The organism is Actinomyces ihuae, from assembly GCF_001457875.1.
Lineage (GTDB): Bacteria > Actinomycetota > Actinomycetes > Actinomycetales > Actinomycetaceae > Pauljensenia > Pauljensenia radingae_A.
The window spans coordinates 162,620-187,163 of sequence record NZ_CZPX01000005.1 but is presented as its reverse complement, the minus strand read 5'-3'; the positions used below and the strand labels follow the sequence as shown (position 1 = coordinate 187,163).

Sequence of the window (24,544 nt, the reverse complement as noted above, 5' to 3'; positions counted from 1 at the left end):
CAAGGCATGGTGCTCTGTCTAAATACCGTGAACCTAAAAGGCTTGCGCAACGACCTGTGCAGCGCGCCTGGATGTCGCTGGCAGCGAACGATGCGAGATGACCCACTGGCGCAGCCTCTCGCGCTCGCCTGCCTCGCGGTGCATTGCCATATTTCCTGCCTGAATCATCGCGTCAGCTACTTCGTCCGGGCTGAAGCCTGCGGTACGCCCTAAACCGGAATTGCGAATGTCGTTGGCAGGAGGTCCCTGTCCGATATAGACAACAGGTGTTCCCTGAGCAAGAGAGACAAGGATCTTGGTGGGATACGCATAGTCATAACCACCCGGGCGAATCGATGCGAGTGAAACATCGGCGCTGGCGTACCAGCGCTGAGCCTGATCAGGAGGAACAGGCTCATGGAAAACAATGTCCGTGGATGCTGCTCGACCCAGTTCAACCAGGTCATCCCATGCGTTTCCCTGTCCAAGAAAGACCAAAACAGCCTTCGGAAACACGGTTTTGACGCGCGGAAAAGCCCTGATAAAGGCGTCAGGAGACTGCAGCGATGAGGCGGTACCTGCGTAAAGGTAAACCGGGCCGCCAGCGTGAGGAAAACCGTCGGGCAGGGGAGTGCGGTCAAGCAACTCCTGCGTTTGAACGCCGTTGGGCACCACGCTCACATTGACAGCCCCCAGCTCCCGAGCGCGCTGAGCAACCCCCTCAGACACAGCAATGACACGTTCTGCACCTGTGAGAGCAAAACGCTCAATACTGCGCAGGACCCTGACAACTAGAGGCTTCATATGTTCGGCTTCGGCAGCGTCAGACAAAATGTCGCACGCGTAATAAACGTAGGGAATTCTCCGGAGACTGCATGCGATACGCGCGACGGACCCGGTCGTAGGAGGAGGCTCAACCACAACAGCATCGGGTCTGCGGCATGTCAGAAGACGGAAGAACAGGGGAATGTCAAAGGACATGTACTGCGCATAGCCACGCACGGCGCCAGCAGAATCCCGCAGAACAGGGAAGCGTTTGATCAGGACTCCTTCGTCAGTTACCGAACCGCGAAGGGAACCAAAACGCGAGGTCAAGACGGTGACGTCGTGCCCATCCATCGCCAGCGCATGCGCAAGCCCGCGCAGACGAAGGGCGGCCGCCGCAGGCTCGGGGGCGAAGACCCGGGTGGCAAGAACGACGCGACTCACCTGACGCGCCCTGCCCAGTTTGACAGTACTTCTGCCACGCGCTCGGCAGCGTGGCCATCACCATATGGATGGGCATCAGCTTCAGCAGGTTCGGCCGGATAAGAACGTGAAGCAGCCGCCGCCAGATCCGAACCAGGCTCCACCAACTTGTTCCAGCCAAGATGTACGGTTTCCACCCACTCGGTCTGTGGGCGGACCGTCGTGCAGGGAACGCGCAGCAGGAACGCTTCCTTTTGCAGTCCACCCGAATCAGTGATCACACCACGTGCATGAAGCGCTGAGGCAATAAGGTCGGGATATGCCAGCGGGGGATGAACGAGTAGGTTCCCGCGCGGGTGATCGTTTGACAATTCGATGCCATGCTCCTTGCACTTGGCAACAAGGCGGGGGTGGGCAAGCAGCACAACGGGATGATCAACGTCTCCTAGGGAATCGAGCACTGACAGCAGTCGATCGCGATCATTGGTGTTTTCTGCCCGGTGAATCGTGGCCAGCGAGTAGGATCCTTCAGCTAACCCAAGCTCGTTCATGACAGGGGAGGGCAGATCTTTCACCTGGTCGCGGATCTGGAGCAGGACATCAGTCATCACGTCTCCGACAATGACGGTGCGCTCTTTCAAACCTTCATCGGCAAGGTGGCGGGCACCTTCATCAGTGGGCGTCAGCAACAGATCTGCGGCATGATCGGTCATGACGCGGTTAATCTCTTCGGGCATCGCGCGGTTGAAGGAGCGGAGTCCCGCCTCCAGATGTGCGACTGGAATATGGAGCTTCACAGCGCTCAAAGCCCCAGCCAAGGTGGAATTTGTGTCTCCATACACAAGAACCCAGTCAGGATTATGGCCGGTAAACACATCGTCGAGGGCGGCCAGCATCTTCCCTGTCTGCACGCCTTGAGAAGCTGATCCCACGCCCAGGTGAACGTCAGGCGCGGGAATACCGAGGTCCTCGAAAAAGACATCTGAAAGCATAGGGTCATAGTGCTGCCCCGTGTGGACGATCACGTGATCGATCCCAGCTTTATCAAAAGCGTGGGCAATCGGCGCCAACTTGACGAATTGGGGACGTGCCCCGACAACTGAAACAACGCGCATGTGGGCACTTTATCAGTGGAGACGTTGAGATGCTGGGATGATCGTGTGGAAGCGGTTAGAATGTGTGCGTTATCGCTGACAGATGGAAAGAAGTTTTCATGCGTATTGCAGTTGTGGCTATGGGAAAGATCGGGCTGCCGCTCGCCGTCCAGTTTGCAAGCAAAGGGCACGACGTCATCGGCGTTGATGTCAATGACAAAACGGTTGCAACCGTCAACGAGGGACGCGAACCATTCCCGGGGGAGGCTCACCTGGCTGAAAAACTCGCTGAGCTTGTACCCGCCGGAAAACTGCGCGCCACCACGGACTACGGTGAAGCAATCCCAGAAGCGGAGGCAGTCGTCATAGTTGTTCCACTGTTTGTCAACGATGAGACGTGGGCACCTGATTTCGGATGGATGGATCAGGCCACACGCTCGCTGGCCGAGCACCTGACCAAAGACACACTGATATCTTATGAAACGACTTTGCCGGTGGGCACCACCCGCGGACGCTGGAAGCCGATGATCGAGGAGATTTCCGGCCTGAAAGAAGGGGAGGACTTCCACCTCGTCTTTTCACCTGAGCGTGTACTGACCGGCCGCGTGTTCTCCGACCTGCGACGCTACCCGAAGCTGGTAGGTGGTCTGAGCCAGGAAGGCACTGACAAAGGCATGGAGTTCTACCGCTCCGTCCTCGACTTCGATGAGCGTGACGACCTTCCCCGCCCCAACGGTGTGTGGGACATGGGCAGCGCCGAAGCTGCAGAAATGGCGAAGCTTGCAGAAACGACCTACCGTGACGTGAACATCGGGCTTGCCAACCAGTTCGCCGTATACGCCGACAAGGCCAACATCGATGTCAAGCGTGTCATCGACGCATGCAACTCACAGCCATACAGCCACATCCACCAGCCCGGAATCGCTGTTGGCGGGCATTGCATTCCCGTCTACCCGCGCCTGTACCTGTCCACTGACCCCGACGCGTCAGTGGTGCGCACAGCTCGCCAGTTCAACGCGGGCATGCCTGAATACGTGGTCTCGCGAGTTGAGGGCGTCCTCGGAGACCTTAAAGATCTGAAAGTTGTTGTGTTGGGAGCCTCGTACCGCGGCAAAGTCAAGGAGACAGCATTTTCCGGTGTATTTGCCACAGTTGACGCCCTGCGTGAGCGTGGTGCTGAGGTGCTGGTCCATGACCCGATGTTCACCGATGATGAACTCGCACACTTCGGATGGGACGCCTACCACCTGGGTGAGCCGGTCGACGCTGCGATTATCCAGGCGGACCATCCTGAGTACAAGGACATGACTGCTCAGGACTTGCCCGGCATTCGCCTCCTGTTCGACGGCCGCCGGGTGACCGATCCTGCCACATGGGCAGGAACCCCACGCATGGTAATCGGTGAATGAGGCCTTGGGCGAGGTGCCCCGAGAATCCGCCTACCTCGCCTAAGATGAGCGCTATGACTGCCCCGCGAATTGCTGCCGTCGTTGTTGCCTGGAACAGAGCCGAGCTCCTACGCGAAACGCTTGGAGCGCTAGCCCAACAGTCCCGGCCGCTTGACGACATCATCGTGGTAGACAACGCCTCGACGGATGACACACCGCAGGCCATTCAAGGCAGTGAGGCCGTCACAGACACCGTCACGCTTCCCTCGAACTTCGGCGGCGCTGGAGGATTTGCTGCCGGCATTGCCCGAGCAGTATCCCGAGGCGCTGACTTTGTGTGGATTATGGATGACGACACGGTGCCACACGTGGACGCCCTCGAGCGACTTTTGGAAGCACGGGCAGAATATCCGGGCGAACCTGCAGTTATGGCGTGTCGGGCGGAATGGTTCGATGGGCGTGAGCATCCAATGAACAAGCCGCGTCGCCGCGCCTTCCTGAGACCTGTCCTGCATCAGCATGCTGAGGCGGCAGATAGCTACCAGATTCGAACGGCATCTTTTGTGGCGATCCTGCTTGACGTGCGAGCGATCCGCGAAGACGGTTTGCCCGAAGCGGCATATTTCCTGTGGAATGACGATTTTGAGTACACAGCGCGTCTTCTTCGACGCAGAGTGGGCTTGTATGTTGATGCCGCGCGCGTCGAACACCGCACGAAAACTTTTGGAAACTCTACGGCAAGCCCTGGCGCACGCTTCGTCAACGAGGTGCGAAACAAGATGTGGGCGTTCGGACGTTCGCAGGCTTTTGGGCCGATCGAGCGGTGCGCATTCATGGCGATGACCACGATGCGCTGGGTACGCTTGCTGGCCACGTCCCCTGATCGCACTCAGCTGTGGAACTACCTGAAAGAGGGCGTGGAGCAGGCAAACGAGGAGCCGTCCTCTACCGCCGATGTGCTTTCGGATACGCCAGTGGCGTGTGAAGCAGCGCAGTTGGATCGACGAGCAAGCAGGCAGGGGCAAAACGGGACAAGTGACCTATGCGAGCGTATACAGCAGGAGCAGGCAGATACTTTCGTGGCGGAAGGCGCCGCGTCAGATGAGACACTGCCATTCTCAGTTCTCCTGCCTGTATACATCAAGGACGATCCAGCACATTTCCAGAGGGCTCTCCAGTCTGTAGGTGCAGACCAGAGTCTTGCTGCTAACGAGATCGTCATTGTGTGCGACGGTCCCGTGAGCCCGAAAATAGATGAGATCCTAGATTCTGCGCGTCATGGCAGATCGCCACACCTCGTCGCTGATATACCGGTCAAAGTCATCAGACTGGAGCGTAACAGAGGCCTTTCAGCAGCCTTGAACGCGGGTTTGCAGCACTGTTCATACGACATTGTCGCCCGAGCCGATGCCGACGATATCTCTGTTCCTGAACGATTTGCACGCCAGCTGCCAGTCATGGAGCAGGGATTTGACATTGTGGGAGCGGCGATCGTGGAGTTTTCAGTAGACGAAAATGGCACTGGGATGATCAGAAGGCAGCCGACTCACCAGCATGACATCGTGAGCGCCTTTACCTTTCATGACCCGTTCAACCATCCCGCGGTCGTTTACCGTGCAAGTGCAGTGAAGGAAGTTGGTGGCTATCAGCATCTGGACCTGATGGAGGATTACTGGCTTTTCGCGCGGATGGTTGCTAGCGGTGCGCGAGTTACCAATCTTTCCGACGTCCTCGTGAAGTATCGGGTGGGAGCGGGGGCCTACCAGCGGCGCGGAGGACTTCGGCTACTGAAAAGTGAGGTCGAGTTGCAGCGTCGGCTAAGAAGTCACGGAATAACGACTCGAGGCCAGCTAGTGCGTAATCTTGCAATACGTGCAACCTACCGAATTGTGCCAACCGGTTTGAGACGGGCGGGATATCGTCTATGGAGACAGCTAAGCCAGCCGCAAGCCTGAAATTCGCCCAACTGTTCGTTGCTGCCTAAGGAAGTTGATGTATCAGAATGACTGACTTGTCACCATGGATCCATGTCTTCCCCGGCTTCCTTCTTTTACTCATTGCGATCGTGTTTCCGGGCGCCTTGCTTGCATGGGCAATGGGATATCGGAGACGTATCTTCCTGATCGCCACTCCCTTGCTCTCAGTGTTCCTCATGGGGACGGGAGCGATCGTGGCACAAAGGGCTGTTCGTCCATGGGGATGGGGAACTTACATCAGCTGGACACTCCTGTGGGTCGTAGGCGCATACGTTGTGCGAGGAGCCCAACAACTCATACGTCGCCGACGAAGTGCGAACCACGCGCGAGTATCTGGCTCGACTGCCTGCATTCGAATTCCACCACCTGCGAATATCGTGGCGTACTCTCTGGGCGGTATGCTGGCCATCTTGGTCAGCGCCTACGGAGTGATTGCTCCCATAGGCAACCCGGCGCGCCCCCCACAAACTTGGGATGCTGTTTTCCACCTGAATGCCTTACGGTGGATCCTCGATACAGGGGACGCATCGACTCTGCATCTCGGTGCCGTGGCGACGTCAGATGGTACACCAGTCTTTTATCCTGCGGGGTGGCATGACTGGGCAGTATTGGCTGTTCCAGGGACAGCGGGAGACGTGGTGGCTGCGGCAAACGTTTCTGCACTGGTCATCGCTGCGCTTCTATGGCCCTTCACTGCAACGATGCTTGCAGCAACACTGAGTAAGCGCAGAACGTGGATATGGGCGATCGGACCTATAGTCGCGAGCTGCTTTACGGCCTTTCCCGAACGTCTGATCTCATATGGAACACTGTGGCCGACTGCGTTGTCATACGTGCTTGTCCCTTTGGTAACGAGCATCATTGTTGAAATGTTGCGTAATCACTGCTCACGTAGGGCCTCACTGCTCGTCCTTATGGTGATGGGCCTTGGTGCTATCGGCATCGCCCATCCGACGGGCGTCATCGTCGCTTTTGTCTTTGTCGTGTGGCGCTTTATCGGACACCTGGCGGCGCTTGGAAAGAACCGGGTCCGTGCGGGAGCAAGCTGGAAAATCTTAGCGTGGAGCATGCCGTTTGTCCTCGCCGGAGGACTCTTCGGCCTGACACGCACAAGTTTTTGGCGATCAACTACCGGATATGAACGTCTGAAACCATTTGGAGAGTTTCAGCGCGAGCTGAGGGGAGCGCTAATTGACGCCCAGCTTCCCGATCAAATACACGGCAATCAGCAAGGGATAATTTTACTGGGAATTCTGACAATAGGTGGGATTCTCGTCTGCGTTGGTCAGAAACAGGGATGGGTCCTTCCGGCCTGGGCATCCATCGTAGCCCTATATCTGATTGCTGCAGTACTGTGGAAACCGGGCCTGAAGCTCGTGGGCCTGTGGTACACAGATCCTGCTCGTATAGGCTCAGCAATTCCCCTCATAGCTGCGCCGGTGTCTATAGTCGCGCTGGCGACGGTGATTCATGTCGTGCACTGGCACTGCGCGCGTGCGTTGGGAGCGGACGACAAGCGACGCTCACTGCGTCCCCTGCTATTGCTGACCTGTTTCGGAGTCACGATCGGGCTCCTATACGTCCCAACGGGTAAATACGGGCGCACAGTAGGAGCGCACCAACTGTACCTGAACTATATGCAGCTGAACCAACAGGGCTACAGTTCTCTGGTCTCTGATGCTGAATTAACGATGATGGCGAGAATAAAGGAAGAAATCCCCCCGGATGCCGAGGTAATCGGAGATCCGATGAATGGTTCGTCCTTGTTGTATGCGGTTGCCAATGTTGATGTCACTTTCCGCCACATCACCGGGTCATACGATCCTGACCTGCTTGATGCCGCCTATAACATCTCAGACATGCTGGAAGATCCTGAAATCTGTCGCGTCCTGAATGCGCACGACATTCAGTACTATTACACCGACTCGTTGACATATTGGCCGGAAGAAGCAGATACGCGCCCACTATCTGTGGGACTGCGCGAAGGTCGATTCTTGACGAGGCATATGCGCTTGGTTGATCGAGGCGGAACTGCGGCGCTCTGGAAGATCACACCTTGCGAGGAGAAATGACGATGCCTGTGCGATTGAGTAGTCTGTGGTGGCTTACCTTAAATCAGAGCCGAAAGGCGCTAGCATTTAGAGCTAAGTGCATCCTGCGGTAGGCAACCGCGCCAATTAAGGATTAAGGAGAATGCAGTGGAGAAGGACCAACCGGATCTCGTTGTGGTGGGTGCGGGCCTATTTGGACTGACGATCGCACAACGAGCTGCAGAAGAGCTTGGACTCAAAGTCGCCATCATTGAGAAGCGCTCCCACATTGGTGGAAACGCATGGTCGGAAGAAGAACCAACCACCGGCATTGAGGTCCACCGCTATGGCGCTCACTTATTCCATACATCCAACGAGCGGGTGTGGGAATACGTCAATCGCTTCACTTCTTTTACGAATTACCAGCATCATGTCTACACCACTCACAACGGCGAAGTGTTTCCCATGCCGGTCAACTTGGGCACCATCAACCAGTTTTTCCGCGCGGCGTACACTCCCGACCAGGCGCGCGCGGTCGTTAAAGAGCAATCCGCCGAACTGGGTGACAAGAAGCCGGAAAACTTTGTCGAAAAAGGAATCTCCCTTGTCGGGCGTCCGCTCTATGAAGCATTCTTCATGAACTACACAGCCAAGCAGTGGCAGACAGAGCCAGAGAACCTTCCCGCATCGATCGTCTCGCGCCTGCCAGTTCGATACACCTATAACAATCGGTACTTCAACGACACCTATGAAGGGCTGCCAACCGACGGTTATGGCGCGTGGATGGAAAAAATGGTGGACGACCCGAATATCACGGTGTACACCGATACCGATTTTTTCGACGATTCACACGAACTCAGCCGATCCCATGTTGTCGGCAAGATTCCAGTTGTGTACACCGGCCCGATCGACCGTTACTTTGACTACGACGAGGGTGACCTTGGATGGCGCACCATCGACTTGGAAGAGGAAATCCTCGACACCGGAGATTTCCAGGGAACATCAGTGATGAATTATGCAGACCTGGATGTTCCGTACACCAGAATTCATGAGTTCCGCCATTTCCACCCCGAACGCGACTACCCGACTGACAAAACAGTGATTCATCGCGAATACTCCCGTTTTGCTGAACGAGGCGACGAACCGTACTATCCCATTAACACCAGCGATGATCGCGAGCGTTTGGAAAAGTACCGCGCCAAAGCTGACAAAGAGCCCAATGTGTTGTTCGGCGGCAGGCTTGGAACATATAAGTACCTCGACATGCACATGGCGATCGCCTCTGCGCTGACGATGTTCGACAACGTTCTTCAGCCTCACTTCGCTGATGGTACGCCGCTAAAGTCAGGAGAAAACAACTGATGAGCATCACGTCACACCAGGACTACACCCAGGTCGCGCGAATAGTCTTTCCCGCACAGGGGGAAGAGGATCTGCTGCCCCTGTATGTAGATTTCGGCCGGGCACACAATTCGACAGAACCCATTGATGCCGGCAGCAAGAAGGCGCGCAATGCCACACTGCGTAGTCTTGCCATGCAACGCCATGGGGGCGAAGACCATAGCGCATTGATCAACGGGGACTCGACAATGAGGCTGCCTGGAGGTCTTCGAGTCTCATTCGCGTCAGTCTTTAACGCGTTTCCCGCGAGCTACTGGCGCCAGTGGACCCGTGCGACAGCAGCACGTCTCGAAGTAACGATCAAAGGACGTGCATCGGTCCTGGTCTACAAGTCCAATGCTCAGGGACGCTTCATCCGTATCGACTCCGCAACGGTCGATTCGCGGACCGTTGAGTTCGACATTTCACTGAAGACGTTTGCCGATGGCGGCTGGATCTGGTTCGACGTCATTGCATCAGATGAAGACGCGCAGTTCCTCTCCGGATGCTGGAAAGTGGACGCGTGCCCTGACGGTGATGCGTCCCTGTCGATCGGCATCACCACCTTTAATCGCCCTGATTACTGCGCAAAGACAATCCTCGCCCTTGGTGAAGCCGAAAACCTGAAGGATATCCTCAAACGGGTATACGTCGTCGATCAGGGCAACAAGTACGTCAGCGATGATGAGCTCTATCCGAAAGCAGCGGAGTCGCTTGGCGATAGGCTCGTCATGATCCACCAGGGAAATATGGGAGGCTCCGGTGGATTCTCGCGCGGCATGTACGAATCGGTACAAGCTGACGAGACAGAATTCCACATGCTGCTTGATGACGATGTCATCGTGAACCCCGAATCAGTCGAACGTTTGGTTCGCTTCGCATCACTGTGCCGTAACCGCACGATCGTCGGTGGGCAGATGTTCGATCTTAACGACCGTGCAGTTGCTCACTCCTTTGGCGAGGGAATCAATACGTGGCGCTGGCTGTGGGGACCTGTTCCGGGAACTGAGAATCGCATTGATCTTGCACTGGCTAATCTCCGTCAGCGTCGTGAACTGCACCGCAGACTCGACGTCGACTACAACGGCTGGTGGATGACGCTCATTCCTGTCTCAGTGATCAAAGAAATTGGCTTGTCCTTGCCGATCTTTATCAAGTGGGACGATCTTGAATACTCGCTGCGCGCCTCCGAGCATGGCGTGAGCACAGTGACCCTCCCAGGGGCAGGTCTGTGGCACGTAGCGTGGGGTGACAAAGACGACGCACGCGACTGGCAGGCGTACTACCACGAGCACAACAGGATCCTGACGGCTCTTCTGCATTCGCCATATGACCACGGTGGCCGCCTGCCGTACGAGCTCACGACACTTGACGTGAAGCACTCTGTATCTGCTGAATACTACGCCCAGTCAGCGCGACTGATGGCAGTGCGCGATATCTTGTCTGGCCCTGAGCATCTCCACCGCACCCTCAAGACGCGCATGCAACAGCTTCGTGAAATGACGAAGAACTTTACTGACGCGCAGTACAAGTCAGAGCCGGATGCCTTCCCGCCGATTAATCGTCTGAGCCGTTCGCGTTTCAAGAAAGGGCTACCCAAGGGGCCAAATATGCTGACCTTGGGGCCTTGGACACTGAAAACACTGATCCGGTTGATGACGCCTCCGAAAGAAAGCGCAAAACAGCATCCGGAAGGATTTGTTGCACACGCTGACTCGAAGTACTTTATTTTGAGCCAGTTTGACTCTGTCCTCGTCACGAAAGCGGACGGCTCTGGCACAGCATGGTACAAACGAGATCCACGGAAACTGCGCAAGCTCCTGAGTCAGTCAATTTCGGCCAGAAGCCAACTGATCAGCCGCTGGGATGAACTTTCGGCGCAATATCGACAGGCTCTTGCGCATATCGTCTCGCTCGACGAGTGGGCGAAGACTTTTGGTATCACGTCCAATGAACCAAGTGAAACTGCCGCCGCGGAGTACTGATCGAACAGAATTCTTCTATTGATGACTAAAGAACTGAGTGAATACCCACTTCGAGCGCCCGGCCATTCGGCCGGTTTGCTCGACTTGGGACGATGGAGTTTCCTCCTGCGCCTGTTGGTGAAGAAAGAACTGCGGGTACGCTACAGAGGGTCCGCGCTGGGCATGGTGTGGAGCTATGTAAAACCAGCGGTCCAACTGGTCGTTTACTACATCGCAATGGGTAAATTCATGGGCCTGGGTCGTTCCATTCCCAGCTACGTGGTCTACCTGTTCGCCGGCATGGTGATGATCAACTTCTTCAACGAGATCCTGTCCAACACCACGCGATCGATTATCTGGAACGCTCCGCTGGTGGGCAAGATCTATCTACCACGCGAGCTATTCCCGGTCTCAAGCTTGTGGGTCGCCTTCGTCCATGTTGTTCCGCAGATCGTTGTGCTGATAGTCGGAGCACTCCTCTTCGGATGGAGACCAACCCCAGTGCACATTCTGGTCGGTGTACTTTCAGTGCTGACGATCGGCATGTTCTCCCTCGGTTTAGGTCTGCTCTTCGCGGCTTTCAACGTCTTTTTCCGTGACGCTGAAAACTTCGTTGACTTGCTGTCGATGGTTGCTATCTGGGTCTCGCCTGTGTTCTACCAATGGCATATGGTGGCGGATGTCTTCCCTCGGTGGCTTGTCAACCTCTACATGCTGAACCCTCTTGCGATGGGCGTCGAACTGTCTCACTTCTGCTTCTGGGCACCGACGCAAGGCGTTGTCGAAGCCGGCCATACGAGCTGGGACCTCATGGCCCCAAACATGCCCGCACTGATGATGGGATCCTTCGTCATTGCGTTTGGTGTGCTGCTCATCGGCCAACTGGTCTTCCACCGTCTTGAAGGTAAGTTCGCACAGGAGTTGTAAATGAACGATCCTCACAATTCTGGGTCCGAAGCCCTCGAGATGGTCCGGCTTGAACACCTCGACAAGGAATTTCGGCTGCGTCACACCCGTTCCATCAAGGAGTACGTGGTGTGGACTTTGAAGGGGCGCAAAGACGAACTGGACGATTCCTTCAAAGCGCTTGACGACCTGTCATTGTCAATCCACCAGGGTGAGTCCGTGGCACTGCTCGGCTTCAACGGATCAGGAAAATCCACCACGCTCAAACTGATCAGTGGCGTGATGCGCCCCGATCAGGGCACTGTTCTGGCCCGTGGCAGAATCGCCGGTTTAATTGAAGTTGGCGCGGGAATGCACCCGGATCTGACCGGACGCGAAAATATTTACCTGAATGCGGCGATTCTGGGCATGAAAGAAAAGGAGATCGACGAAAAGTTCGATCAGATCGTGGCGTTCAGCGAGATCGAAAAATTCATCGACACTGAGGTGAAATTCTACTCCTCAGGTATGTACATGCGGCTTGCTTTTTCCGTTGCCGTCCACTGTGAGCCTGATGTCTTCCTGGTCGATGAGATCCTCGCCGTGGGAGATGAGCCTTTCCAACGCAAGTGTATTTCGAAGATGGAAGAGCTTCGGGGTACCGGCCAGACGCTTGTTGTTGTCAGCCATGACCTCGAAATGATTAAGAACATTTGTGAGCGCGGCATCGTGCTGGATCATGGAGTCAAGAAGTTCGATGGGTCAATCGTTGAGGCCGTCGACTTCCTCCGCGCCTCTCGATAAGAACCAGTGTGCCGCCGGAGTGGGGGCCACCCGCGCTGTGCGAAGCCGCCAGAAGGCTAAGGGCGCAGCTGCGCGCGTTCTTGGGTAGCGATGCGGGCGATCTGGTCGGCAACGGCTGGATCGTCTCGGTCAAGCCCGCCGCAGGCGATGATGACCAGAGGGCGGCTGCGGCTCAGCGCCCAGAGCAGCAGACTCGTATCTGCAACCAGGCCCCGGCTCATCACAGCGATACGAGGCGGCAGGTCGATGCTGCCGCGCAGGGATGCCGGCGTAGCGCTGTCAGTGCGTGGAGATCCGGGCACAGCACTGTCACCGCGTGGGGACTCCGTCACACCGCCGTCCGTATTCACAGACTCCGACGCAGCGCCCTCATCGTGCGCAGCGCCAGGCGCGCCGCCGTCAGTCTCCCACAACTGCCCCCACGCTAGATTCGAGGGCTCATCGACCCGCCAGCCGGCAGAAAAAGTAGGCAACTCATCAACACCGAAGTCCGGCACATCGTTGTACCCCGACACCTCAGCGATCGCATCCATCATCGCGCCGGGCAGGTCCCCGTCCCATTGCAACGCCAGCGCAGACAAGTTATGCGCATACACACTCACACCGGCCTCATCAGCGGCGCACGCCCGCTCAGACACCTCGCCCGTGATCAAAATGTCGGCGTCCCCCTCGTCCATGAGGGCCACGTCAACGGTGCGCCACCCGCACAGCCACGAGGCACCCGCCCACAGACACCCTTGCCACGAAGACGGCATGTCCACGCAGATCCGTCCGCGCGGCTGACAGTCCTGATCGTCGAGGGGGACCTGCCCGCTCGGCGCGTTGATGCTGCGACTGTCACCGCTGCCGGCGCCGGCAAGGTCACCCCACTGGTTCATCGCGGAATACTCCATCAAAAGGTTCGCGATCTTGGAGAACCAGCGGGCCAGAACAGGGCCGGAGAGCTCGGTGCGCTCAATGGGGGAGGCTGCAAGGTCGTACCACGTCAGTAGTGGCAGCGGCTGTCTTTGAAGCAGGCTGACCAGCTGATGAAGAGTCATACTCGGTACGTTAGCGAAAAAGGCGGGGGAACGGGGGGTGTGCCCGCGCAAACCCGTGACATTGCAGGCTGAATAACGGTTAGGTCACCGTGAGTGGCCACGCTAACCCGCGATGCGACACAGCGACAACTCGACACGCCGAGTGGCGGAGAAAAAATCGCAAGCGAACTTGACACCGGCGGATAACAACGGTGTAATTCAGGTACGAACTGTTTACGGCGAGGGGACGATAAATCGTGTGGAACATCCTGGGTGACGGACCTCTGACATGGTCCGAGGCTGCGGATGTCGAGGCATTTGCCCGTGCTGATGGCCCGCTGGCGTGGCAGCAGCATGCGCTGTGCGCACAGACAGATCCAGAAGCCTTCTTCCCGGAAAAGGGAGGATCGACGCGCGAAGCGAAAGCTGTGTGCCAATCATGCTCAGTGCGCGAAGAGTGCCTGGAATACGCATTAGCTCATGACGAGCGATTCGGAATCTGGGGCGGATTGTCCGAACGGGAGCGTCGCCGCTTGCGCCGTGCCGCTGGCTGACAACATGACCTCCAGCGCTTCGCACCGCTCGGCGCACACTTCGCCACCCTCGTCCACCCCTGAACAATCAGACGCTGACGTCTCACCTCATGGCGATGAGCCAGGTTCACGCCGCGCGCGCAGCCACACTGCTCACGGCGTTGTCGCCGTGCTGGTCACCCGTTCGACGAATGACAACCGTTGCCGCGCAGCCGCGGTCAGTATCGATTCCCAGGCCGAACAGCCCGAACACCTCGTCATCATCGATGCGGAAGCTGGGGATTCCCGGCCACCTCACACTGCCGCCCAGGCTGACGAACACGCCACGCTCGACAATGCCATTCGTGACTTCACGGTTCCGACCACCTTCGTCTCAACACCAGGTGCGCGCAACCTCTCTGACGCCATCCACCGGGCATATGCCGACAACGATCGCGTGGCTGAACTGATCGATAATTCCACGTGGCTGTGGATCATGCACGATGACTGTGTGGCGCACCCACAGTGTCTGTCTCGTCAGTGGAATACCGCCCAGAGCGGACGCACAATCGGCGTGGTCGGTGCCAAACAGGTCGCAATGGACGGCTCACGCCTCCTTGAGTTGGGTATTCGCGCCACCCGTTCAGCACGGCGAGTCGACACAGTAATGCCCGATGAGATCGATCAAGGTCAATACGATGACACGTCCGATGTCCTCGCGGTCGGCACCGCCGGCATGCTGGTGAGCAGGCAGGCATGGACGAAACTGGGCGGCTTGAGCCCCTACCTCGGACCTTTCGGTGACGGACTGGAGTTCGGCCGCAGGGCGCGGCGCGCCGGGTACCGCGTCGTCGTTGACCCGAAGGCACGAGTACGACATGAACAGGCCAGCCTGCATGACCAAGGCACTGACCATCCCGATGACGCGTCTTTCCAGGCACGCCGATATGCCCAGTTGTTCAACTGGATGGCGGCTGTGCCGTGGTGGCAACTGCCGCTGCTCATGGTGGCTCTGACCGTGTGGACACCGCTGCGTGCCATCGGCAGGATCATGACCAGTGCCGCCCACCTGGCGATACCTGAGCTGAGCGCCTGGCTCAAGCTGATCGCACACACGCCCGACCTGATTCGCGCACGCCACCTCGCCGCCCGCACCGCCACACTGCCCCGACGAGTACTCGCATCAGTGGAAGCCAGCCCACGCGAGGTGTGGCGCGCCCGTAAACTTCGAGCCCGCACCATTCGCGCACGCAACGACATGGACGAGGGCGACCCCATCCAGCATGCCTCACTGCGCAGCTACCGCATGACCAGTGCTGTGACGTTCACAGTGATGACCGTGATCACTGTCGTACTCAGCATCGTCCTCTGGCACTCGCATCTGTCCACCCTGCGCGGAGGTGCCTGGCTTGCATTGCCATCGACATGGAAACAGACGGCGCAAGCCGCGCTGACATGGTGGTTGCCGTCAGGCAGTGGAATTGCTGCTGTTCCTGACCCGTTCCTCGTTCTTCTCACGGTGCTCATTGCGCCGTTGTGCGCCTTGGGAGTATCCCCAACGTGTGCGACTGCTCTTTTGCTGGCCGCAGCCATACCGGCATCGTGCCTGACAATGTGGGCCCTTTCGTGCGCTGTGACGACCTCAGTGCGCCTGCGAGTCGTCATGTGCATGGTGTGGGCCTGCCCCCCGACATTGCTGCTGGCTTTACTCCACGGACGTCTCAGTGCTTCCCTCGTCCACGTCTTCCTGCCCCTGGCAGCGTGGGGCTGGATACGACTGATCAGCCGCGCAAAGCCAACACTGGTCGTCCCGAGCGCTGATGGGGTGGCAACTCTTGACCGCCATGCCCGTGCCGGCGGAGCGTGGGGGATTGCGGCAATCAGCCTGGCCGTCATCGTGAGCGCGGTGCCTGCCCTGATGGGTGCGGCTGTGCTGATCGCCGTCGTTGCACTGGTGAGGTGGAGGAGGCGTGCCGCCACCCTCGCGTGGTCCCTCGTGCCTGCTGGAGTTGTGATCACCCCATTGGTCAGCGCGGCGATCCGCACTGGCGGTACAAGCTGGCATGCGCTCATTACGCCTGGCGGTGGAACACTTGCAGTTCCTCCTGCACAGGCCTGGCAGATTGCACTGGGTCTGCCCTTTGACATTCGTGCCCCCTACGGAGAACTCAGCAGACACAACCCGTCGGTATGGACGTGGTTGAATATTCACGGTTTGACCACAGCGCTCATCTGCGGGGCGGTCGTTATTGTCATGCTGGCGGTGTGCGCCCTGTTGAGCATCCTCCCTGTGCGTGTCCATGAGCCCTTCACCCGCATGTGGGGAATGGCCGTGGCAGCGCTGAGCCTGTTCGCAGCCTACGGTGTGAGCACAGTGCCAGTGGCACTGGGGGCCGATGCTCATGCCCCTGTCGGATGGCTCGCTGCAGACACGGTAGCCTATGCGTGGCCCGGCCCCTTTATTTCACTGGGACTGTTGGGCATGACCCTCGCGCTGTCAACGTGCAACAGTCCGTACTACACGGCCAAGGCTGAAGACGGTGAGCTGACTGTGCGCATGCGCGCATGGTCGCAGCGCCCGCCTCTCATCCGTAGCGCAGCCACCGCACTGGTTGCCTGCACCGCGCTGGTCCCCATGATCGTGTGGGTCACGATGATGATGGCGCCCCCAACGGCGAGTAGAGTCACCGCCACATCGCGCCCGGCCCTGCCAGCTGTGTCCACTCACGCACAGGAATCACCGCGAGGCGGACGCACCCTCGTGATCGCCCCACTCGAACCGTCCGCTGAAGCGTTTGGCTCAGCCGAGGGGACAGGCGCGGCCAGTCCACATGATCATCAGGAAGACGAGGCCGCGACGCGCGCTCACGGCGCACTGGCCGCGTGGATCCTGCGCGCCCAGGACGTGTCATGGACCGATGATTCAGCGCTGACACGATGGGCCCGTCTGATCGCAGTCAGTCCGAGCGAGGCGGATGGCGATGCAGCCCTCCCAGACCCCGCATCCGCGCAGCTTCTCAGCGCACTCGCCACGCTGGTTGCGACCCCTGACGAGCAGGCTGCGCGCATCCTGTACCAGCACAACATCGACACAGTGGTGTGCACCGGATCGAAAGGTTCCCACGCGGCTGCTTCTCATTGCCAGGCCAACGTCGAAGAATCACTCGACAAAGTGGCGGCACTGGAAAAAGTAGGTAACACGGATGCGGGTGCCCTGTGGAGAGTCCGACCAGATTCGGCCCAGCCCGCACACTTACGGATCGGCACGACGCCGATTGACTCCACTCAACTCGGCACGTCAGTCGCCCTTGATACTGGAGCAGGGGTGGACGAGCGAGCCCCTGCCACCCTGGTGTGGGCGGAGCGTTCAGATGCGCGCTGGCATGCCACTGTGGACGGGCGCGCACTTGAATACGTGACACCCTCGGAAGCCACCTGGGCTCAAGGCTTTGCACTGCCAGAATCGGGGCACCTTGTCATCACCTGGTCGTGGTGGCCGCAGACCCTGTGGCGCGTTGTGCTCGCTGTGGCCGGAGCCGCCTGCATTATGGGCCTCGTGCCACTCAGGAGGCGCACATGAGTACCGCGCACACATCCACAGCCGTGCCCCGCACGAAGCTGGCACGCTCACGGCGACCGATGGTCGCCGCACTGATCACGATTATGGCTATCGCGTCAATCTGCTACCTGGCCGCACGCTCCGCCACAACGCAGCCCAGTGCCATCGGCCCGGCCCGTATTGAAGCTCCGGTTGTGACGGCGTCCCCCTCGTCAGTGACACTGGGCTGCCCGGGAGGCCTGGACGACCCGCAAGCCGTCGGCAATACGCGGATGCCGGCGCAATGGTGGGTGTCACCTGCCGGATCCTCTGGTGTCAACGCTGGCGGGAACGATGCTGCAAAGAACGAACCACACGTGGCACTCACCGTGACAGGAGAGCGCGTGCAACGTGCCACCGCGCTGGTGCTGTCAGGAAACGGCGGAGGAGAACTGCGCTCCTTGGTGCTCGACACATGCCGACCAGCTCTGCAAGACCAGTGGGTTGCGCTCGGAAGTACTCTCGTGGGAGAGGACGTGGTGCTCCAACTGGTCAACCCATCCGACAAGTCGACACAGGTTTCCATCGATGCAATCAGCGAATCTGGCCCGACCACCACGCCAGGACCTGCCGTCGTTGTCCCGCCCCAATCACGCATGTCGCTGCTGGCAGCCTCCTGGTTCCCAGGATATGAGCGCCTTGCACTGCACGTTCGAGCCGACGGTCCCGGCGTCATCGCCTGGGCACAGTCATCCGGCATGAACGGTGAGACACCGTTGGGACTGACGCGAATTGCAGGGCAGCCAGCATCGCTGGACTCCGTCGTAGCGTTGCCGGATCGCACCGCACTCGAATCAGCAGCCATCCGTATCGCCGTACCCAGCGGAGAGAACGCGCAGGTCACGTTGAGCGTGCTGAACCCCGTGGGAACAACGCCGTTGGCCGGCACCGACCAGCTCACCGTGGACAATGGGACAGTTCTGGATGTGGATATTTCCACGCTGGATGACCAGGCTCGTGCAATTCGCGTCCAATCAGATGTGCCCATCGCGACAACCGTGATGGTGAAGACGGTTGGGAGCCAATGGAACGGGTCGCAGACGCACTGGGAAGACAAAGATGCATCCGTCGGGGTCGCTCCCGTCACGACGCTCACCATCCCGGCTCGCCAGGACCTCGGGGCACTCCTGAGCGACATTCTGGCTGAGGAGCAGGTGGCTCGTCCAACAGCCCTCGAAACTGCCAGCGGTGCAGAACTGAGCACCATGTCCGTGCTTGTCACCACCGGCGCGAACGCCACACAGGTGAGTATCGGGGATCTCACATACGACCTGCCGGCCGGGACGAGCACGCAGATCGATCTGGACGAAGCAGCTGAGCAGACACTCGAAGCCAGCCAGCCGGTCCACGTCAGCCTCGCACTGAGTGTGAAGACACCGACAGGTATGCTTCACGCGGTGACAGGGCTGGATCACGCCGGATTAGGACAAGGCCAGGAAACGATCCTCATGACGCCCAGCCGATAAGCGGACCGGACTGAAGCGACTACATGTCGAAATACTCTTCGAGCTCGTCGGGCGGAATCGCCAGAATATGCGAAATACGGTCAGCCAGAATCTGACGCATCACTGTGTCCATGTCTGAGCGCGCGCTGTGCAGCTCCATCGCCCGGCGATACACGACGATACGGTCACGCAGCCCGCGCCGGCGATCAGCGGGAAAAATGCGGGCAATGACCACCGAATGGTCCTCCCACGCAGCAGGATCGGACGGTGGAACATCCTCCACACCGAATTCAATGGTCGCCACAGCTGGCCACCGTTCAGTCAGCTCACTGACAGCATCTTGAACGCAGCGCACAAACTGTGCGCGCCGCGTCATGCGCGCAGGGATGCCCGGAACAAACTGTGGTCCGCGCATCCCTCGTCCGTGGCGATCACGACGACCTTGACTCCGTGTAGGCACATGGCCACTGTAAGCGATGACATGGCGAAAATGGCAGTCAACCTTGGGTGTGCCTCCACGCAACCGGCGTCAGGCCACCCTACAGTAGAAGGCGTGATGCTGGCTCGACACTGTTCCAAACCCGGATGCGCAGGGGCTCCTGTTGCAACATTGACGTATGACTATGCCGATTCGACGGCCGTCCTCGGTCCACTGTCAACAGCGAGCGAGCCGCACGCATACGACTTGTGTGAACGCCACGCGAATAATCTGACTGCCCCTCAAGGATGGCAAATCGTGCGTTTGCAGAGCTCGTTTGACCCGGCACCACCATCGGGCGATGACCTGATGGCGCTCGTTGACGCAGTCCGCGATGCCGCCCACACCGATTCAGCCTCACCAGTGGCTCAATGCGTCGCGCACCACGCCCAACAAGGCGACCCGGCTGCTCCCTCGTCAATTGACGGGAAAGACACACCCAACCGCCCCTGGCAGGCTGAACGCGGCCCCTTCGCTGGTGATCACGAGGCCAGAAAATCACGGTTCCATGTGATTACGACACAGGGAATGACTCCTGAGGACAAGGAATAATTCAGGCAGCACCGATCTCAAAAGGCACGGCGCCTGTGCGTGACCTTTGAACTTCATCACGGTGATGGCGACGCACGTCGCGCACATACTCGCGATTACGCAATGTCACCAGGAATGCCGCGATGAAACGCTCCGCATCAGCCGTGGGCGGGGCAGGTGAGACATACTCCAGCAACGAGTGGGCGTACTCCGATGTGAGCTGAGCGCGCTGAGCTGGCGACATGGTTGCGATCGTGCGCATCAGATACAGGCCGTACGCCCTCACGTCACTTCCAGGATCAGTGAACAACGCAGTGTCAGCCCATCGCTTCAACTCCGGTGGCATCACCAGGGGAACAAAATGTGCCGGCTCAGGCAGTCGGACCACGATCGTTCCTGCAGCGATATCACCCAGACGCTTTGACTGCTTGTTGACCAGCGATGTCACCGCGGCAACCGACCCCATCGTCATGAAAATTTCCAGGAGCGCGGACACCGCTCGCATCGCGATCTGACGCATCGTGACAGGACCACCGTCATCTCGAACAACCTGCAGGTGGAACGCCCATTTGCCCAGTGAGCGACCATGCGTCAAAAACTCCACAGTCATCGGGGCGATCAGGAAGATCATCACCATCGTGCCGATGACACCGATGCGTTCCAGTGACCCTGAGTCAAAGGTGCCCAGAAACGCCATCAGCAAGAACACGCTGCCGAAGGCGGCGATATACACATACATATCGATAAGGAGAGCCAACCCACGCACCACGGGGGAGGCGGGGTAGACGTCCAGGGAGACACCCTCGCCGGTTTTCAACCGGTTATCGGAAATCTTGCGTACGGGCGAGACGTTTGGGCTCATGTATGACATGCTAGCTCGAGTGGACATAGATGCGCTGAAAGCTTCGCGGTCGCCTTCATGGGATCGACTCCATACGCTTGCACGGATGCGCCGCCTGGACGGCGATCAGATTGACGAACTCAGCCTGCTGTACAGGCGTGCATCTTCGGACCTGGCGATGATACGCGCCACCATGCCTGATCCGGATCTCATCCACCAACTGTCCAACGACCTGGCGCGGGCGCGTTCACGCCTGACCGGAACGTCAGGTGCGTCCCTGGTTGGCATGGCTCGATGGTTCAAAGTGACGCTGCCTGCCGCACTGTACGAAGTGCGGTGGTGGACAATCGGCATCATGGCGTTGTTCCTGACGATTACCATTACTGAAATTGTGTGGCTGGGACGCAACCCCGCTGCCATTGAAACGCTGATGGAGCCGGAAGCAGCACGATCATTCGTCTTCCACGACTTCGTGGAGTACTACTCACAAGACACGAACGCCCAGTTTGGCGCATCCGTATGGTTTAACAACGCATTTATCGCCATCCAGATGATCGGCGCGGGTATCACCGGAATCATGCCGTTCGTGATCATTTACAACAATGCTGTCTCCATGGGGGTAACAGGTGCGCTGGTTGTGCACTATGCGGGGCCAGCTTTCTTCCTGCATTACATCCTTCCGCACGGTCTGCCCGAGCTGACGGCGATCTTCATTGCCGGTGCGGCAGGGCTGCGCCTGTTCTGGGCTTTGATCAGCCCTGGTGGTACCACCCGCGGACGAGCCCTTGCGCGAGCTGGCAGGTCAATGGTGGTGATTTGCGGCGGCCTGGTGATCCTCCTGGCAATCTCCGGTTTCATCGAAGGATTTGTGACGCCATCATCATTGCCGAACTGGATTCGCATCGGCAGTGGGGTACTGGTCATCACCGCATTGTGGCTGTACACGTTCATCCTCGGAGGGCGTGCCCACAAGCTCGGGATCATTGGCGATCTGGAATCGGATGCCGGGTACGCGCAACCCGTTGCTGCCTGACCTGTGCTAGGCCAGTCCCTGGCCTTTCAGCTGCACATACAAGTCAGCCAGTTTGGCGCTGAGCAGACCCGCCGACACGTCGAGCGTCATCACACCGATGCGATTGAGTTCCTCACAGGCCTGACGGATCTCACGGCGGGCAGCGGAAGCAGCTGCCGCGCCATACACCTGATCAATCGTGTCAGATTCTGACAGCATGTGATCCAGATGCGGGTCACGCGCCGATGCTACGACCACACGATGATTGCGCGACAGGGCTGCCACAGAATCCACAAAGTCAGGATCTGACCCCAACGGCGGAACTTCGGTAACCAGGACCAGCAGCGAATGGTGATGCACCATGCGCCCTACTTCCACAATCACCTTATTCCAGTCAGTAGGTTCAACGGTGGGCTGCACGCCGGCAAAATCGATCGCCAACTGGTTGAGAAGGTGCGGCCCCGTCAGACCGCTGACACGGGCACGCACCTGACGGTCAACCGCCATCACGTGCACCTTGTCCCCACCTCGATCAGCTAAAGCCGCCAGAAGCAGCGTCGCTTCAATACCTGAATCCAGGCGAGGCGCCGACCCGACATCCACCACGTCAGCGTCATGCGTATGTTCTTCAACTACTGACAGGTCGCTGCTGCGAATCATCTCCACATCTGTGGGGCCCAGAAGCAGGGATCCTGCGCGCCCGGTATCCACAACGATCACCACGTGGCGATCTCTTTCAGGGCGCCACGTGCGCACCATGAGGTCGCGTGAGCGGGCAGTGGCACGCCAGTCAATGTCACGAGGGTCATCACCGATGACATACTCGCGCAGAGAATCAAACTCGGTGCCCGGTCCGCGCAGAACCGTGGCCGTCGACCCATCCAGATCGTGGAGGCGCTGCAGTCGGGACGGGAGCAGGCGGCGCGAGCGGAACTCCGGGATCACTGTCAGCGTCAGGTCAGCTCGCAACGACACCTGACGGGACCCCAGCCGAAGTGGACCCCACGCGCGCACGGTGACAAAATCAGAAAAAACCGTGCCACGCCTGGCAGGAAAAATCGCTGTCCGCAATCGCGCCTTACCGTGCGCCTCGAGACGCACATGGTGACGACGAGGCTCCTGGCGCACCGACGGCGGCCATGCATCGCGCACATCCATGTGCACGACCCTGCCGGAGGGATTTGCCAGAGTGAGGGTGCAGACTGAATCAGTGCCGGCACGAATAGGTGAAGGCGTCTCCCTCGTGACTTCCAGCCTTCGCGGCGAAAGCGCGAGCGCACTGTCAACCAGCACCATCGCCACCACGAGGAGGAACCACGCGACCGTCAATGCCATCGTGGGGAAAAAGATGATGGGGATGATGCCAAGCGCCGTGAGGGCGACAGCTCTCCACGAAGGGATAATCACCGTGGAACCGCCACCGTCGCCAGGACGTTGTTGATCACTGCCGTTTTTGTCGTACCTTCCAGTTCTGCTTCAGCATTCAGTGAGAGACGATGCGCAAGAGTTGCCGGCGCCATCGCCTTGACGTCATCAGGAGTGACAAATGATCGACCCATCAGGAACGCCCACACCCGCGACGTGGCCAACAGGGCGGTACCGCCTCGTGGCGAGACACCGAGCGATGTTGCCGGGGAACGACGGGTTGCCTGGACAAGATCGACGATGTAGGCGATTACTGCGTCGTCCACGTTGATGTGCGCAGCAGCCTTTCGGGCCAGAGCCAGATCATCAGCCGTGGCGACAGGTTCCACTCCCGCCTGCCTGAGCTGCAGAGGATCGAATCCGCGCTGGTGACGCGCCAGCACTTCCCGTTCCACATCTGCCGGCGGAAGCGGCATGTCGAGCTTGACCAGGAAACGGTCCAGCTGCGCTTCAGGCAGGGGATAGGTTCCCTCCTGCTCAACGGGGTTCTGCGTGGCGACCACCATGAACGGCTCACGCAGACGATGAGTCGTGACATCAACACTGACCTGGTGTTCTTCCATTGCTTCAAGCAAAGCGGACTGGGTCTTTGGTGGGGTGCGGTTGATCTCATCGGCCAGCAGGATATTCGTAAAGACCGGGCCTTCGCGAAACTCGAAGGACGAATCGCCCGCGTTCCACACCATCGACCCGGTGATGTCAGCCGGCATCAGGTCGGGCGTGAACTGGACTCGTGTCATCTCAAGATCCACAGCCGCAGCAAGGGAGCGCACCAGCAGTGTCTTCGCAACGCCGGGCACACCCTCAATCAGTGCATGTCCGCCTGCCACGAGCGCAATAATCAAGCCGGTGACGGCCTGATCCTGGCCGACAACCGCTTTGCTGATCTCGGAGCGGATCCGCAGCAAGGATTGCTGGGCTGACTCGAACTCTTCTTGAGAGAACTCGTGAGAAGACTGGTGAGGTGGGGTGCTCATCTGGTCATTGGTCATCTG

19 protein-coding genes are annotated in these 24,544 nt (G+C 58.8%); 12 read left to right on the top strand and 7 right to left on the bottom strand.

The features are described from left to right. Positions 1-33: 33 nt before the first annotated feature. Positions 34-1,188: a glycosyltransferase family 4 protein gene (locus BN3002_RS05555; protein WP_058237044.1), complete on the bottom strand. Its 1,155-nt coding sequence runs from the start codon at positions 1,186-1,188 to the stop codon at positions 34-36. Continuing rightward, positions 1,185-2,282, bottom strand: a complete 1,098-nt coding sequence (gene wecB, locus BN3002_RS05550; protein ID WP_058237043.1) for a non-hydrolyzing UDP-N-acetylglucosamine 2-epimerase — start codon at positions 2,280-2,282, stop codon at positions 1,185-1,187. Before wecB ends, BN3002_RS05555 begins: the two co-directional genes overlap by 4 nt. A gap of 98 nt (positions 2,283-2,380) precedes the next feature. Between wecB and BN3002_RS05545 the strand changes: the two genes are divergently transcribed. The 7 genes from BN3002_RS05545 to BN3002_RS05515 all read left to right on the top strand — a co-directional run bounded on the left by BN3002_RS05545 (position 2,381) and on the right by BN3002_RS05515 (position 12,688). Next, positions 2,381-3,670, top strand: coding sequence for a nucleotide sugar dehydrogenase (locus BN3002_RS05545; RefSeq protein WP_058237042.1), 1,290 nt, complete (start codon positions 2,381-2,383; stop codon positions 3,668-3,670). A 53-nt stretch (positions 3,671-3,723) separates the two neighbouring features. Then, positions 3,724-5,604 carry a glycosyltransferase gene (locus tag BN3002_RS05540; protein WP_058237041.1) on the top strand — a complete coding sequence of 627 codons (1,881 nt, stop codon included), beginning with the start codon at positions 3,724-3,726 and terminating at the stop codon, positions 5,602-5,604. 47 nt (positions 5,605-5,651) lie between these two features. After that, positions 5,652-7,697, top strand: a complete 2,046-nt coding sequence (locus BN3002_RS05535; protein ID WP_058237040.1) for a DUF6541 family protein — start codon at positions 5,652-5,654, stop codon at positions 7,695-7,697. Positions 7,698-7,823: 126 nt separating this feature from the next. Next, complete coding sequence (gene glf, locus BN3002_RS05530; RefSeq protein WP_058237039.1) at positions 7,824-9,017, top strand: UDP-galactopyranose mutase; 1,194 nt, start codon at positions 7,824-7,826, stop codon at positions 9,015-9,017. Further along, entirely contained in the window at positions 9,017-11,020 is a 2,004-nt protein-coding gene (locus BN3002_RS05525; protein ID WP_058237038.1) for a glycosyltransferase, read from the top strand. The genes glf and BN3002_RS05525 overlap by 1 nt, the downstream gene beginning before the upstream one ends. A 21-nt stretch (positions 11,021-11,041) precedes the next feature. Beyond that, entirely contained in the window at positions 11,042-11,926 is an 885-nt protein-coding gene (locus BN3002_RS05520) for an ABC transporter permease (RefSeq protein WP_058237037.1), read from the top strand. Then, positions 11,927-12,688: an ABC transporter ATP-binding protein gene (locus BN3002_RS05515; RefSeq protein ID WP_058237036.1), complete on the top strand. Its 762-nt coding sequence runs from the start codon at positions 11,927-11,929 to the stop codon at positions 12,686-12,688. It begins immediately after the preceding gene. Between the two features lie 56 nt (positions 12,689-12,744). On the opposite strand, the gene BN3002_RS05510 is transcribed toward BN3002_RS05515, so the two are convergent. Further along, positions 12,745-13,728 carry a hypothetical protein gene (locus BN3002_RS05510; protein WP_058237035.1) on the bottom strand — a complete coding sequence of 328 codons (984 nt, stop codon included), beginning with the start codon at positions 13,726-13,728 and terminating at the stop codon, positions 12,745-12,747. A gap of 263 nt (positions 13,729-13,991) precedes the next feature. On the opposite strand from BN3002_RS05510, the gene BN3002_RS05505 reads away from it, so the two are divergent. The 3 genes from BN3002_RS05505 to BN3002_RS05495 are packed head-to-tail and all read left to right on the top strand — an operon-like array spanning position 13,992 to position 19,283. Next, positions 13,992-14,261: a WhiB family transcriptional regulator gene (locus tag BN3002_RS05505; protein ID WP_371935782.1), complete on the top strand. Its 270-nt coding sequence runs from the start codon at positions 13,992-13,994 to the stop codon at positions 14,259-14,261. A gap of 4 nt (positions 14,262-14,265) precedes the next feature. After that, positions 14,266-17,799, top strand: coding sequence for a glycosyltransferase (locus BN3002_RS05500; protein WP_157843509.1), 3,534 nt, complete (start codon positions 14,266-14,268; stop codon positions 17,797-17,799). Then, a complete protein-coding gene (locus tag BN3002_RS05495) occupies positions 17,796-19,283 on the top strand; it encodes a DUF5719 family protein (protein ID WP_058237032.1) in 1,488 nt (495 codons plus the stop codon). Before BN3002_RS05500 ends, BN3002_RS05495 begins: the two co-directional genes overlap by 4 nt. A 19-nt stretch (positions 19,284-19,302) precedes the next feature. Here the strand turns inward: BN3002_RS05495 and BN3002_RS05490 are convergent, their stop codons facing one another. Next, on the bottom strand, positions 19,303-19,677 hold the full coding sequence (locus BN3002_RS05490; RefSeq protein WP_307781418.1) for a metallopeptidase family protein: 375 nt from the start codon (positions 19,675-19,677) through the stop codon (positions 19,303-19,305). Between the two features lie 138 nt (positions 19,678-19,815). Here BN3002_RS05490 and BN3002_RS10905 point away from each other — a divergent pair, with 138 nt between their 5' ends. Further along, positions 19,816-20,292: a DUF3499 domain-containing protein gene (locus BN3002_RS10905; protein WP_082628673.1), complete on the top strand. Its 477-nt coding sequence runs from the start codon at positions 19,816-19,818 to the stop codon at positions 20,290-20,292. Position 20,293: 1 nt separating this feature from the next. On the opposite strand, the gene BN3002_RS05480 is transcribed toward BN3002_RS10905, so the two are convergent. Beyond that, positions 20,294-21,133: an RDD family protein gene (locus BN3002_RS05480; protein ID WP_058237031.1), complete on the bottom strand. Its 840-nt coding sequence runs from the start codon at positions 21,131-21,133 to the stop codon at positions 20,294-20,296. Here BN3002_RS05480 and BN3002_RS05475 point away from each other — a divergent pair. Beyond that, positions 21,132-22,145, top strand: a complete 1,014-nt coding sequence (locus tag BN3002_RS05475; protein WP_058237030.1) for a stage II sporulation protein M — start codon at positions 21,132-21,134, stop codon at positions 22,143-22,145. The genes BN3002_RS05480 and BN3002_RS05475 overlap by 2 nt on opposite strands. 6 nt (positions 22,146-22,151) lie before the next feature. Here the strand turns inward: BN3002_RS05475 and BN3002_RS05470 are convergent, their stop codons facing one another. Beyond that, positions 22,152-23,531 carry a DUF58 domain-containing protein gene (locus tag BN3002_RS05470; protein WP_257525477.1) on the bottom strand — a complete coding sequence of 460 codons (1,380 nt, stop codon included), beginning with the start codon at positions 23,529-23,531 and terminating at the stop codon, positions 22,152-22,154. Continuing rightward, the gene (locus tag BN3002_RS05465) at positions 23,528-24,526 is read right to left on the bottom strand and encodes an AAA family ATPase (RefSeq protein ID WP_227469282.1); all 999 of its coding nucleotides are present in this window, start codon (positions 24,524-24,526) and stop codon (positions 23,528-23,530) included. The genes BN3002_RS05470 and BN3002_RS05465 overlap by 4 nt, the downstream gene beginning before the upstream one ends. Between the last annotated feature and the right edge of the window lie 18 nt (positions 24,527-24,544).

Bases quoted from the DNA above. Each gene is read 5' to 3' on its own strand.
- wecB (WP_058237043.1), bottom strand. From the start codon at position 2,282: ATGCGCGTTGTTTCAGTTGTCGGGGCACGTCCCCAATTCGTCAAGTTG.
- BN3002_RS05545 (WP_058237042.1), top strand. From the start codon at position 2,381: ATGCGTATTGCAGTTGTGGCTATGGGAAAGATCGGGCTGCCGCTCGCC.
- BN3002_RS05540 (WP_058237041.1), top strand. From the start codon at position 3,724: ATGACTGCCCCGCGAATTGCTGCCGTCGTTGTTGCCTGGAACAGAGCC.
- BN3002_RS05535 (WP_058237040.1), top strand. From the start codon at position 5,652: ATGACTGACTTGTCACCATGGATCCATGTCTTCCCCGGCTTCCTTCTT.
- BN3002_RS05525 (WP_058237038.1), top strand. From the start codon at position 9,017: ATGAGCATCACGTCACACCAGGACTACACCCAGGTCGCGCGAATAGTC.
- BN3002_RS05520 (WP_058237037.1), top strand. From the start codon at position 11,042: ATGACTAAAGAACTGAGTGAATACCCACTTCGAGCGCCCGGCCATTCG.
- BN3002_RS05515 (WP_058237036.1), top strand. From the start codon at position 11,927: ATGAACGATCCTCACAATTCTGGGTCCGAAGCCCTCGAGATGGTCCGG.
- BN3002_RS05510 (WP_058237035.1), bottom strand. From the start codon at position 13,728: ATGACTCTTCATCAGCTGGTCAGCCTGCTTCAAAGACAGCCGCTGCCA.
- BN3002_RS05500 (WP_157843509.1), top strand. From the start codon at position 14,266: ATGACCTCCAGCGCTTCGCACCGCTCGGCGCACACTTCGCCACCCTCG.
- BN3002_RS05495 (WP_058237032.1), top strand. From the start codon at position 17,796: ATGAGTACCGCGCACACATCCACAGCCGTGCCCCGCACGAAGCTGGCA.
- BN3002_RS05490 (WP_307781418.1), bottom strand. From the start codon at position 19,677: ATGCGCGGACCACAGTTTGTTCCGGGCATCCCTGCGCGCATGACGCGG.
- BN3002_RS05475 (WP_058237030.1), top strand. From the start codon at position 21,132: ATGTATGACATGCTAGCTCGAGTGGACATAGATGCGCTGAAAGCTTCG.
- BN3002_RS05480 (WP_058237031.1), bottom strand. From the start codon at position 21,133: ATGAGCCCAAACGTCTCGCCCGTACGCAAGATTTCCGATAACCGGTTG.
- BN3002_RS05465 (WP_227469282.1), bottom strand. From the start codon at position 24,526: ATGAGCACCCCACCTCACCAGTCTTCTCACGAGTTCTCTCAAGAAGAG.